This window comes from Synechococcus sp. H60.2, from assembly GCF_047462315.1.
Taxonomy (GTDB): Bacteria; Cyanobacteriota; Cyanobacteriia; order Thermostichales; family Thermostichaceae; genus Thermostichus.
In genome coordinates, this window is the sequence record NZ_JANSIZ010000075.1 from 1 (window position 1) to 11042 (window position 11042).

Genomic DNA, 11042 nt, shown 5'->3' on the forward strand with positions numbered 1-11042 from the left:
GGGAAGCTCTCTAGGCCAGCCTAGAGCCGCGGCAGAACGGGACTGGAGCTGGTCAGGTCGGTGGTGGTGAGGGCCACCAGCAGGGCTTCTGGGCTGACGGGGAAGGGCAGGTGGTGGATATCTGAGCCTGGCTGGCAGGCCACTTGGGCTGCGTGCAGCAGCTCGGCGGATCCCGTTACCAGGTGGCTCAGGTGCTCGTACTCGGCCAAAGCGCAGATGAGATCAAACAGAACGGGCACATCCTCAGGCGTGGCAGGACGAATTTCCATACTTTTGCCCGGCTCCACCCACCCTTTTCCTGGAACATCGGCACGGGTACAGACTCCAGCTTATTCTTTTTCCCCAGCGGTTGGAGGCGCGACGTAATGAGGGCAGCGACAGGGGCCCAGGGGGTTCACGGCACAGGGCAGATAGGGTGAGCGAGAAAAGTAGCGGCAGGAGGGATCCCAGGCCGAGGTGGGCTGCCGCTCAGGGGAGACAGTGGCTCTTTGCCAGCAGAGGGATCAACGGGGCCAAGAATGTGAGTCCCAACCACAACCCGACTCCCGCAATCAGCGCTTGCACCATTGCCCTCCTCCGTCGGCCAGAGCCAGCCTAGGCCAGTCGGCTACAGAGGGCCAGCGTTGGCAGACAGTTTCGCAACTGTCCTGCCAGCGGGCGAGGACCCTGGAGAAAAACCGATTAGAGTGAAAAATAGAGCCGTTACCTCATTTTTGATGCCATGACCACCTCCACCCTCGATGCTGCCGCCATCCTTGAGGCGTTGCGCCCGGTTCAAGATCCGGAGCTGCGCCGCAGCCTGGTGGAACTGAACATGATCCGCGACATTCGCGTCGAGCCGGAGCGGGTGGCTTTTACTCTGGTGCTGACGACACCGGCCTGCCCCTTGCGGGAGTTCATCGTCGAGGAGTGCAAGGCTGCCATCCGCCGCCTGGCTCCCGTTGAAACCATCGAGGTCACGGTTACAGCAGAAACTCCCCGCTCGCCCTCCCTGCCGGATCGCCAGTCTGTCCCCGGCGTGCGCAACATCATCGCCATCTCCAGCGGCAAGGGGGGGGTGGGCAAAACCTCAGTATCGGTGAATGTGGCGGTTGCCCTGGCCCAGAGCGGAGCGCGGGTGGGGCTGCTGGATGCCGATATCTACGGCCCCAATGTGCCGCTGATGCTGGGGTTGCAGGATCAGTCTCTGTTGGTGCGCAAGCGGGAAGACGGCGGCGAGGACATCTTCCCCCTGGAGAACTACGGCGTCAAGATGGTGTCGATGGGTCTCTTGGTGGGGCGGGATCAGCCGGTGATCTGGCGGGGGCCGATGCTCAACGGCGTCATCCGGCAATTCCTCTACCAGGTGCAGTGGGGGGAGCTGGACTATCTCATCGTGGACATGCCCCCCGGCACCGGGGATGCGCAATTGACCCTGGTGCAGGCGGTGCCGCTGGCGGGAGCTGTGATCGTCACTACGCCGCAGTCGGTGGCCCTGCTGGATAGCCGCAAGGGCTTGAACATGTTTCGCCAGTTGGGGGTGCCCATCCTTGGCATTGTCGAGAACATGAGCTACTTCATTCCACCCGACCTACCGGATCGCCAGTACGATATCTTCGGCTCAGCCGGTGGAGAGACCACGGCCCGCGAGCTGGGGATCCCACTGCTGGGGCGGATCCCGTTGGAGATTGCCCTGCGCCAAGGGGGAGATGCGGGTCAGCCGATTGTGGTCGGCCAGCCCGAGTCGGCTTCGGCCCAGGCCCTGCGGCAAATTGCCAAAACTTTGGCGGGCCGCGTCTCCATGCTGGCTTTGGGGGCCGGCTAGAAGCGCTCTGCTTCCACCAACGAGACCCCAAAGCTGCGTCCCCCCAGCACAATGCCCTCTTGGGCCTTGCCACGCACAGTTACGGTGCTGTTCATGGCCGGCAGGCCCTTGTTGGTGATGACCCAGAGGGAGCCGCTGTTGTCTTGGATCTCGTACATGCCCTGGCCAAACACGCCTATTTGATTGACCACACGACCGCGGACGTACACATTGGTGTAGCGGGAAGGATTTTGTTCGATCTGGGCGAGGGGAGTTGTGCCGATGCCCAGCCGCGCCAACGGCCCACACCCTGCCAGGGCTAGGCTGACGCAGAGCAAGAGTACCCAAGATCCGCCGCGGAACGATTGGCCAAGTTGCCGTTTCATCAGTTGCTTCCCTCACGAGCACTTGCTCCCACCATAGCAAGCCGGCAGCAGATCCACCGCCAAGCTAGAACTTCTCGCCAATGCCAAAGTGCAGTTGGGCCTGGCCGGCCTCCCCTTGCCCGATTGCGTAGTCGATGCGCAGCGGCCCCAAGGGAGATTGGATGCGGATACCGGCCCCCAGCCCCAAACCGCTGCCCGGCTTGTTGCGCACCGCCGCAGGATTGCCGATGACCGCCGCGCCGCTGCCCAGATCGGTGCCGTAGTCGGCGAAGACCACTGCCCCCACCGGGTCGAAAAGGGGAAAGCGCAACTCCGCCGTCGCCGTGGCAAAGCTGCGACCGGAGCCGACGCCACCCTCAAAAAATCCCCGCACCGAGCTGCCCCCGCCGATGGGGAAAGCGTCGTAGGGAGCCAAGTCGCCAATCGTGGTGCCCGCCCGCACGTCAAAGGCCAGCACCTGCGGTCGTTCGCTGCGGGTCTCGAACAGTTTGACGGGAATGAACTGGCTGTAGCTAGTCTCGAGGCGGTTGGCGTTGAGGCCATTCTCGAAAAGACGTACCGACTGTTCGCTGGAGATGCGAAAGACGGATCCCTGGCTGGGGCTGTTGGGGTTGTCGCGGCTGTCGTTGACGAGGCCGAGCCGCAGGGTGGTGTAGCTGTCTTGGCCGCTGGCGCTGAAGGTAATCGGGTTGCCCAGCACGTCAAAGCGCTCCTGCTCGCCGTTGCTGTTGCGGGCTTCCACAAATTGGATGCGGGTGCCCAAGCTGGCCCGCCAATTGCCCCCAATGGGACGCGAGAAGGTGACGCTGCCGCCCAGCCGGTTGATGCGCACGGGATCCCCGTTGGGCAAGGTCAATCCCTCGTTGAAAACAAAGCTGGAGCTCTGCTGGTTGGAGATGTTGACGTTGTAGGAGGTGGGGATCTCCAACGTGGCAATGCGCGGGTCGGTGAAGTTCAAATCAAACAGAGTTTCGTTGGTGCCCAACTGCACATTGAAGCTGGCGCTCTGGTTGTTGCCGCCCAGGTTTTCCTCGGAGACGCTGAGGCCGGCAAAGACCCCTGTGGCCGAGCTGACGCCGATGGTGCCGCTCAAGGTGCCGGTGCGGCGCTCTTCCACGTTCACCACCACCACCACCTTGTCGGGATCCTGGCCGGGGTTGAGCCCCACATTTACATCCTGAAAGAGGTTGAGGTTGAAAACCGCCTGCAGGTCTTCCTGGATTTGGTTGCGGTTGAACACATCCCCTGGCTTGGACTTCAGCTCGCGGGTGATGATGAAGTCGCGGGTTTTGGTGTTGCCCTGCACGCGAATATCCTCGATCTCCCCTTCGGCAATTTCTAGGGTGAGGGTGCCATCTTCGGAGGAGCGCACATCTGTCACTTTGGCCAGCACGTAGCCCTTGTCGGCATACCACTGCTCAATCTCGGCCACTGCTGCCTGCAGCTTGCCAAAGTTGAGCACCCGCCCTTCCTGGTCGGCAAAGGCCTTTTGGAGCACCTCCGGATCCAAAACTTTTGCCCCTTCCGTGCGCACGGCTTTGAGGGTGGGGTTGGGCTTGACTTCAAAGGTAACTCGCACCCCCAGAGGCGTATCGGAAGGCACCGCCCGCACATCGGCAAAAAAACCGGTGGCAAACACGGCGTTGATGTCTTCCCGGAGTTGGGAACGAGTGGAGACCTCGCCGGCGCGGGTACGGATAACTTTGTAAACCTGCTCGATCAGCTCTGGGTCGTCGGTACCCTCGACCACCACCTCTGCCACCAAAACTTCAACTTCTGGCTCGCCGGCGGCGGGGGTAGGTGTGGGGGTGGGTTGGGCGGGGGCATCGCCACCGGTGCGCAGATCCAGGGTGCCGGGTTGGGGCTGTGCCCAAGCTGCAGCGGTGTGTAGCACCATCCCACAGGTCAGGGCTGAAGCTAGCCAAGGGCAGAGCTGCCTGGAACAATTCATAGGGATCCCTCGCCTCGCACACCACAAAGATTGGAAAGCCGGGCCAAGATTGCGCTAAAACCCTCTGCCGCCCAGCGGTGGACAATTGCCCTGAATTATATCAACCCCCATCCCTGGGGATCCGAGCATTGCCGCGAGCCGGATTGCGGGCTTGGGCAGTCTGAGGTGCAAGCAGCCGCCTCTTCTTTACGGCAGGCGCAGGGATCCCTGGCAGCGCTGGCCACAACTCTGCGGCTCGCCTGCCTCGGCGGCCAAGTTGGCTTGGGAGTTGAGGATAAGGATTGTGATGGGGGCAGGGGGCGGTGAGGGGCTGCTGCGCCAACCCCATCTGCCGGCGAAGTGCTGCGTTGGGGTGTTGGGCACGACGAAGACAATGTTTTGTAGGACATTGCTTTGTAGAGGGGTGGCGCTGTTCTGTCTGCTGTCGAGGAGCACCGTTTGCTCCGGCAGGAGCGTCTGGGCCAGAGCGGCTGGAGCTAGGCCTAGGCAGAGCAGAGCTGCTGCCCCAGAGAGGGGTTTGGCCGACATCATCACCGTTTTCCCCGTAGAGCCGAGATGCTAGCACCCTAGCTCGCCCTGCTGAAATGGCTCCACCCCTTTGCCGCAAAAAGGGTTACGCAACAGGGCAAGCTTCTCCCCTGCGCCTGAGGAAGCTGCGAACTCTGCCCTCTTCCAGGGAAAGCCTCAGAAACTTACGCCCCCATGCGGATACTGCCGAGCTAGTCACCCGCCCCTGAACCATCTGGCTGGGCCCGCTCCCGCTCTTGGCTAAGACGGGCCACCTGGGCTTCCAGCTCTTGAATGCGGTGCAACAACTGCTCGATTGCCCGTCCCACCGGGTCAGGCATGAGGTGGTGATCGAGGTCGATGCCGTGGGCGGGGATGCGGCGTTGATGGGGTGGGATGACCGCTCGACCTGGGATCCCGACTACCGTCATGCCGGGGGCCACATCTTGAATCACCACTGCATTGGCCCCGATGCGGGCTCTGGCGCCGATGCGAACTGGCCCCAGGATCTTCGCCCCTGTGCCCACGATCACCCCATCTTCTAGGGTGGGATGCCGTTTACCTTTGGTCCAAGAGGTGCCCCCCAAGGTAACCCCGTGGTAGAGGGTGACGTCATCGCCAATTTCCGCCGTCTCCCCGATCACCACGCCACAACCATGGTCAATGAAAAAGCGCCGTCCAATCCGGGCTGCCGGGTGGATTTCGATCAACGTAAAGGAGCGAGAAATGAAACTGAGCAAGCGGGCCAGAAAAAAGCAGCGCCGCTGCCACAGCCAATGGGCGATGCGGTGTAGGAAGAGAGCATGTACCCCGGGGTAGGTGAAAAGTACCTCCCAGCGGTTGCGCGCCGCCGGATCCCGCTCGAAGACACAGTCGATGTCTTCCCAGAATTGCTGCCAGAACCCCAGTTTTGGCTCCGGCTTGGCAGAAGAGGAAGAATCACTCCCCCCTGTCTCAGGGCTTTCCACCGCCGACGGCAAGGACTCCGTCCCGCTAACGCGAGAGGACTTTGTCCTGCTGGCGCGAGAGGACTCCGTTAGCATGAATGGCCTCCGGTGAGAAACCTCCACTGCTTCCCCTTCTAGCACTTTTTGTCGTCAGCAGGGGGAGCCCCCGCCAGTCTCCAGGATGCCTGTTGACGCTTTTCGTCAAAAGTGGATGAAAATGAGATTACGATAGGAGCTGAATTTGCCTGTCCCCTGTTGTCGCTAAACTGGCTGGCTACCATGCTGGATCCCCTTTTGGAAGAGAAAATCCGCAACCAGGTTCGTACCCACAAAGTGCTGATTTATATGAAGGGCACCCCAGAAATGCCCCTATGTGGGTTTTCCTACGCTGCCGTTCGCATATTGGATAGCTTGGGCTTCCCCTACACGGCAATTAACGTGCTGGAGGATCCCGAGCTTCGCCAAGGGATCAAAGAGTTTTCCAACTGGCCTACTATCCCGCAGATCTATATTGACGGGGAGTTTGTGGGCGGCTGCGACATCCTCCAAGAGATGCACGCCCGCAACGAGCTGCGCCCCCTGGTGGAGGCGGCTTTTGCCAAGGCCAGCACTCAATCTTGAAGATCCCATGCTCACCCCGAACCGCCTTCGGCAGCTCCTGGCCGAGAAGCTACAGGCCACCTACGCCTATGTAGAGGACGAATCCCACCGCCACGCTGGCCATAGGGGACGGCAGCAGGGATCCGGGGGGCACTACCGCGTGCAGGTGGTGTCGCCTCTGTTTGCCGGCAAAACTTCTCTGCAACGACACCGCTTGGTGTACGCCGCTCTGGCAGAGGAGATGGGGCAGAGTATCCATGCTTTGGCGTTGCAAACTTACAGCCCAGAAGAGGTGGCGGCAGCCGGGATCTCTCACGATTGGATAGCATAGAGGGCGAAATGGCTGCCCCGGCGGGGTAAGGGAGGAAGTATGGCAGCTCTTTTGGCCACCTGGCTGATGTCGGCCTTGAGCGTGATGATTTTGGCTTGGCTTTTGCCCGGGATACACGTCTCCGGGTTTGGAGGTGCCTTGGTAGCGGCACTGGCTATTGGGCTAGTCAACAGCTTGGTGAAGCCGTTTCTGCAGTTGATCACCCTGCCGATTACAATCCTGACGCTAGGTTTGTTTTGGCTGATTTTAAACGGCATCTGCTTAGCCATTGCCGACTTCTTGGCCGGAGATGCTTTCAACATCGACAACTTTGGTTGGGCTTTTGTCGGTGCCATCGTGCTCTCCCTCGTCAGCGGCTTGGTTCAGCGCATCTTCGAGCAAGCCAGCTAGGCTTGAATTTCTCGTGAAGGGATAAAACCTTTCAGCATCCTGTGATCCAGCAAGCGACTGGTTAGGATCCCTCCTAGCCAGGGAGGTGTTTCCATACTTGGCTTAATGCTGGAAAATCCATTATAGGTAGGTTTCAACTCTGAACCAAGAACTGGGATATTCGTGCGCTCGCACAAGCCGGGATAAAGTCCTGCCAGGCCACCTCGAACCTCTCTTCAGCAAGATTGTATCCCGCTAGCCCTCTATCTTTGTTGCTGACAACCACAGCCACTCGAAATAGGAAACAGCACGCCAGGGTTATTGCAAATCGCATCCAAACTGCTTGTTGTGTAGATCTCCAGCTCCTTTTTTTGTAGAGATGGTTGCAGCAGTGCAGAGGGCCAGAGGAGAGTCTTTAACTTGCTTGGAACGGCCCGTGTTAGATCAGAATCTACAATTTAGGAGCTGACGGGTATGAAGGCGTTGTTGCTCTATCCTCGCTTTCCCCAATCTTTCTGGTCATACAATCGCACCATTGAGATGGTGGGTCTGAAAGCACTGATGCCACCTCTGGGCTTGATCACAGTTGCCGCTCTGTTGCCCCAGGACTGGGAGCTTCGCTTTGTGGATCGCAATGTTGCCCCCGAAACGGAAGCCGATTGGCAGTGGTGCGACCTGGTGATCCTGTCGGCCATGCTGGTGCAGAAGCAGGATTTTCACGCCTTAATTCGCAAAGCTGTGCAATTGGGTAAAAAGGTGGCAGTGGGAGGGCCCTATCCCACTTCTCTGCCCCAAGATGCTCTCGACTCTGGAGCCCACTACCTGGTTTTGGACGAAGGGGAAGTGACCATACCGGCTTTTGTCAAGGCTCTAGAATCTGGGCAAGAAGTGGGCATTTTTCGAGCCACAGAAAAGCCAGATGTCACCCAAAGCCCTCTGCCGAGATTTGACCTGATGCGCATGGATCAATACTTCATGATGTCAGTGCAATTCTCGCGGGGTTGCCCCTTTAATTGCGAGTTTTGTGACATCATCTCTCTTTATGGACGCAAGCCCAGAACCAAAGAGCCAAGCCAAATGCTTGCCGAGCTGCAAGCCCTCTACGACCTGGGCTGGCGTGGCTCGGTCTTTGTGGTGGATGACAACTTTATCGGCAACCAGCGCAATGTCAAGCGATTTTTACGCGAGCTGATCCCGTGGAGCAAGGAGCGCAACTATCCATTTACCTTTATGACAGAGGCTTCTGTCAACCTAGCTGAAGATGAAGAGTTGATGCAGTTGATGGTAGAAGCGGGGTTCTATGCGGTCTTTCTGGGTATTGAGACCCCAGACCAAGACAGCTTACAGATGACTCAAAAGCTACAGAATACCCGCCACCCCCTGGTAGAGGCTTGTCGCAAGATCAACGATGCTGGGCTGTTGATCTACGCCGGGTTTATTCTGGGCTTTGACGGAGAGCGGCCAGGTGCGGGGGAGCGCATTCAGGCTTTTGTCGAGCAGACCGGTATTCCTCAGCCGATGTTGGGCATTTTACAGGCTCTACCCAACACCCAACTGTGGAATCGCCTCAAAAAAGAGCAGCGGTTGCTGGAGGGAATTGGCGTCACCGAATTTGGGGATCAAAACACGCTGATGAACTTTATTCCCACCCGTTCTCCATCTGAAATTGCCCGGGAATATCTGGAGAGTTTTTGGAAGTTGTATGAGCCGGCGCGATATCTCTCTCGTTGTCTGCGACAATGCCTGAATATAGGGGTTAAAGCAGGCCGGCGACAAGTGATGAGGCTGCCCCTTCAGAAAGGGATCCACCTCCTTCTCCAGCTCATTTGGCAACAAGGGATCCGCCACCCGCAAATTCGCGCCCAATTTTGGCGACAACTGTGGACAATTTGGCGGCGCAAGCCCAGCCTGCTGAACCTGTATTTGGGTTTGTGCGCGGCAGGGGAACACTTTTGGGAGTACCGGGAGTTGGCCCGCGCTCGCCTCAGCCAGCAACTAGGATACGATCCGTTGCCTGCCGACTCATCGTCAGGATAAATGCGACGACGACAGTTTGCAGCACTGGGGCTGGGATCCCTCTGGGCTCTTCAGGGGGGCTCTCTGCAGGCCTAGACCGCTGGAGATTGGTTGGCCGTGGAGCTGTTCAGCCGCTGGGGTGGGGTTCCCTGAACAGCTCTTTTGTCTTGAATCCGCAGCCCTAACATCTGCACCGGCTCCTTACTCCACCCCAAGCAGGGGGTCTGGTGCCATCCCAACCTGAGAAGCTGTCCTCAGGAGCTAGCTTTGGGAGTGACCTTCAAAATGGTGGAACGGGATCTAGACGGAGCTGAACCATTCGCCTGGGGCTCCTTGGCCATCCCACCGCCGGTGGAAGCTGCTTGTGCTCCGCGCCGCTGCCGCAGTCCAGCCGCCTTGGCCTGCTGGCCTGTCATGCTGGCCTTCATTTTGGCTTTGCTGGTTGAGAGGGCTTTCCCTTTGACAGAAGAACCTTCTTTTTCGGCCAACACCTGCAGGGCCATTTCCAGGGTGACTGCTTCGGCAGGGATCTCCTTGGGCAAAGAAGCATTGACCTTGCCGTGTTTGACATACAGCCCGTAGGGGCCGTCGTGCAAAGTGACCGCTTCGCCATCCTCAGGATGGGATCCCAGCTCGCGCAGGGGTTTGGCCGAGCCGCGCCCACGGCCTTTTTTGGGCTGGGCCAGCAGCTCCAGCGCCCGCTCCAAGCTGATGGTCAGCACATTCTCATCGGCAGGCAGCGAGCGGAAATCCCCGTCGCAGACCACGTAGGGGCCGAAGCGGCCAATCCCTGCTTGCACCTTCTTCCCCGACTCTGGGTGCTCCCCCAACGTGCGCGGCAGGCTGAGCAGCTCGAGGGCAATCTCAGGGGTGACCTCCTCCGGCTTCAGCCCTTTGGGGAGGGAGGTGCGCTTGGGCTTTTTGTTCTTCTCCGACACTTCCCCCAACTGCACATAAGGGCCGTAGGGACCCTGGGGAATCACGTAGACCGGCTCTTGGGTTTCCGGGTGGAAGGCGATGGGCTTGGAACCTTCCTGCTTGCGCCGAATGAGTTCCTCGATGTGTTCGGCGCTGAGATCGGCGGGGGGAATATCCTCCGGCAGGTTGGCGCGCACCTCTCCCGATTCAGTCTCTACCGACACATAGGGGCCGTAGGGGCCAATGCCGATCTTGACAGGCAGGTTCTCCAGGTGAATGGAGCGGGCCAGGCCGGAGTCGATTTCCAACTCGCGCGCCTTCACCTGGCCTTCTAGACCCTGCTCTCCCAGAAAGAAGTGGCGCAAATAGGGCAGCCAGTCTGCCTGGCCAGAAGCGATGTCATCGAGGGTTTGCTCCATCTCGGCGGTGAAGCGGGTGTTCACTAAGTTGGGAAAGTATTTTTCCAGTAGCTCGGTAACCGCAAAGGCTGTGTAGGTGGGCACAAGAGCGTTCCCCATCGACCTCACGTAGCCACGGCTCATGATGGTGTTCAGGATGGTGGCGTAGGTGCTGGGGCGGCCAATCCCCTCACTTTCCAACACCTTGACCAGGGAAGCCTCCGTAAAGCGAGGCGGCGGCTGGGTTTCGTGGCCCACCGGCTCCAACTGCAGGCAGCTCAAGGGATCCCCCTGCCGCAACAGGGGCAGGTGCACTTCCCGATCTTCCAAAGCCGCCTCTGGGTCGTCGGATCCCTCCACATAGGCGCGGAAGAAGCCGGGAAAATCGATGCGCTTGCCACTGGCCCGAAACACCGCATCATCCACCGTGATGAGCACAATGGTGTGGGTCTGTCGTGCCTCGGCCATTTGGCTAGCGACGGTACGCTTCCAGATCAGGTCGTAGAGGGCTAGCTCCTGCCCTGTGAGGGGGGTTTGGCTGGGCAGGCGAAATTCTGACCCGGCGGGACGAATGGCCTCGTGGGCTTCTTGCGCCCCCTTGGTTTTGGTGGTGTACTGCCGAGGTTCGGGGCTGAGGTACTCCTTGCCGTACATCGACTCCACGCAGGCGCGGGCAGCGCGGATGGCCTGTTCCGACAGGTGTACCGAGTCGGTACGCATGTAGGTGATGTAGCCCTCTTCATAGAGCTTTTGGGCGATGCGCATCGTCTGCTGAGCCGACAGGCGCAGCTTGCGGTTGGCCTCCTGTTGCAGCGTGGAGGTGGTAAAAGGAGGGG

General features: G+C 59.6%; 12 protein-coding genes. 5 read left to right on the forward strand and 7 right to left on the reverse strand.

Annotated features, from left to right (window positions below):
• Nucleotides 1–20 precede the first annotated feature (20 nt).
• Together NW845_RS10820 and NW845_RS10825 are read right to left on the reverse strand one after the other, a co-directional pair.
• Nucleotides 21–269 (reverse strand): hypothetical protein, encoded by a 249-nt coding sequence (locus tag NW845_RS10820; RefSeq protein WP_414378509.1) that lies wholly within the window; start codon nucleotides 267–269, stop codon nucleotides 21–23.
• Nucleotides 270–329: 60 nt separating this feature from the next.
• Nucleotides 330–410 (reverse strand): hypothetical protein, encoded by an 81-nt coding sequence (locus tag NW845_RS10825; protein WP_414378519.1) that lies wholly within the window; start codon nucleotides 408–410, stop codon nucleotides 330–332.
• A gap of 311 nt (nucleotides 411–721) precedes the next feature.
• Between NW845_RS10825 and NW845_RS10830 the strand changes: the two genes are divergently transcribed.
• Nucleotides 722–1804 (forward strand): Mrp/NBP35 family ATP-binding protein, encoded by a 1083-nt coding sequence (locus tag NW845_RS10830; RefSeq protein ID WP_414366727.1) that lies wholly within the window; start codon nucleotides 722–724, stop codon nucleotides 1802–1804.
• Here the strand turns inward: NW845_RS10830 and NW845_RS10835 are convergent.
• From NW845_RS10835 to cysE, 4 genes are all read right to left on the reverse strand, one after another.
• A complete protein-coding gene (locus NW845_RS10835; protein ID WP_414378510.1) occupies nucleotides 1801–2169 on the reverse strand; it encodes a hypothetical protein in 369 nt (122 codons plus the stop codon). The two genes, NW845_RS10830 and NW845_RS10835, sit on opposite strands and share 4 nt — an antisense overlap.
• A gap of 64 nt (nucleotides 2170–2233) precedes the next feature.
• Nucleotides 2234–4120 carry a BamA/TamA family outer membrane protein gene (locus tag NW845_RS10840; protein WP_414378511.1) on the reverse strand — a complete coding sequence of 629 codons (1887 nt, stop codon included), beginning with the start codon at nucleotides 4118–4120 and terminating at the stop codon, nucleotides 2234–2236.
• Nucleotides 4121–4306: 186 nt separating this feature from the next.
• Nucleotides 4307–4651: a hypothetical protein gene (locus NW845_RS10845; RefSeq protein ID WP_414378512.1), complete on the reverse strand. Its 345-nt coding sequence runs from the start codon at nucleotides 4649–4651 to the stop codon at nucleotides 4307–4309.
• 188 nt (nucleotides 4652–4839) lie between these two features.
• Nucleotides 4840–5670 carry a serine O-acetyltransferase gene (gene cysE, locus NW845_RS10850; protein ID WP_414378513.1) on the reverse strand — a complete coding sequence of 277 codons (831 nt, stop codon included), beginning with the start codon at nucleotides 5668–5670 and terminating at the stop codon, nucleotides 4840–4842.
• 186 nt (nucleotides 5671–5856) lie between these two features.
• On the opposite strand from cysE, the gene grxD reads away from it, so the two are divergent.
• From grxD to NW845_RS10870, 4 genes are all read left to right on the forward strand, one after another.
• The gene (gene grxD / locus NW845_RS10855) at nucleotides 5857–6195 is read left to right on the forward strand and encodes a Grx4 family monothiol glutaredoxin (RefSeq protein ID WP_414365983.1); all 339 of its coding nucleotides are present in this window, start codon (nucleotides 5857–5859) and stop codon (nucleotides 6193–6195) included.
• Nucleotides 6196–6202: 7 nt separating this feature from the next.
• Nucleotides 6203–6505 (forward strand): BolA family protein, encoded by a 303-nt coding sequence (locus NW845_RS10860; RefSeq protein WP_414378515.1) that lies wholly within the window; start codon nucleotides 6203–6205, stop codon nucleotides 6503–6505.
• Nucleotides 6506–6544: 39 nt separating this feature from the next.
• Nucleotides 6545–6895, forward strand: a complete 351-nt coding sequence (locus NW845_RS10865; protein WP_414365975.1) for a phage holin family protein — start codon at nucleotides 6545–6547, stop codon at nucleotides 6893–6895.
• A 453-nt stretch (nucleotides 6896–7348) separates the two neighbouring features.
• Nucleotides 7349–8911, forward strand: a complete 1563-nt coding sequence (locus NW845_RS10870) for a B12-binding domain-containing radical SAM protein (protein ID WP_414372224.1) — start codon at nucleotides 7349–7351, stop codon at nucleotides 8909–8911.
• Between the two features lie 233 nt (nucleotides 8912–9144).
• Here the strand turns inward: NW845_RS10870 and NW845_RS10875 are convergent.
• On the reverse strand, nucleotides 9145–11042 hold a 1898-nt coding region (locus NW845_RS10875; RefSeq protein WP_414378517.1), incomplete at its 5' end, for a DNA topoisomerase.

What these genes read in the sequence shown, in the direction of transcription:
- NW845_RS10835 (WP_414378510.1), bottom strand. Translation starts at nt 2,169, where the DNA reads ATGAAACGGCAACTTGGCCAATCGTTCCGCGGCGGATCTTGGGTACTC.
- NW845_RS10830 (WP_414366727.1), top strand. Translation starts at nt 722, where the DNA reads ATGACCACCTCCACCCTCGATGCTGCCGCCATCCTTGAGGCGTTGCGC.
- NW845_RS10860 (WP_414378515.1), top strand. Translation starts at nt 6,203, where the DNA reads ATGCTCACCCCGAACCGCCTTCGGCAGCTCCTGGCCGAGAAGCTACAG.
- NW845_RS10870 (WP_414372224.1), top strand. Translation starts at nt 7,349, where the DNA reads ATGAAGGCGTTGTTGCTCTATCCTCGCTTTCCCCAATCTTTCTGGTCA.
- NW845_RS10865 (WP_414365975.1), top strand. Translation starts at nt 6,545, where the DNA reads ATGGCAGCTCTTTTGGCCACCTGGCTGATGTCGGCCTTGAGCGTGATG.
- NW845_RS10840 (WP_414378511.1), bottom strand. Translation starts at nt 4,120, where the DNA reads ATGAATTGTTCCAGGCAGCTCTGCCCTTGGCTAGCTTCAGCCCTGACC.
- NW845_RS10845 (WP_414378512.1), bottom strand. Translation starts at nt 4,651, where the DNA reads ATGATGTCGGCCAAACCCCTCTCTGGGGCAGCAGCTCTGCTCTGCCTA.
- cysE (WP_414378513.1), bottom strand. Translation starts at nt 5,670, where the DNA reads ATGCTAACGGAGTCCTCTCGCGCCAGCAGGACAAAGTCCTCTCGCGTT.
- NW845_RS10820 (WP_414378509.1), bottom strand. Translation starts at nt 269, where the DNA reads ATGGAAATTCGTCCTGCCACGCCTGAGGATGTGCCCGTTCTGTTTGAT.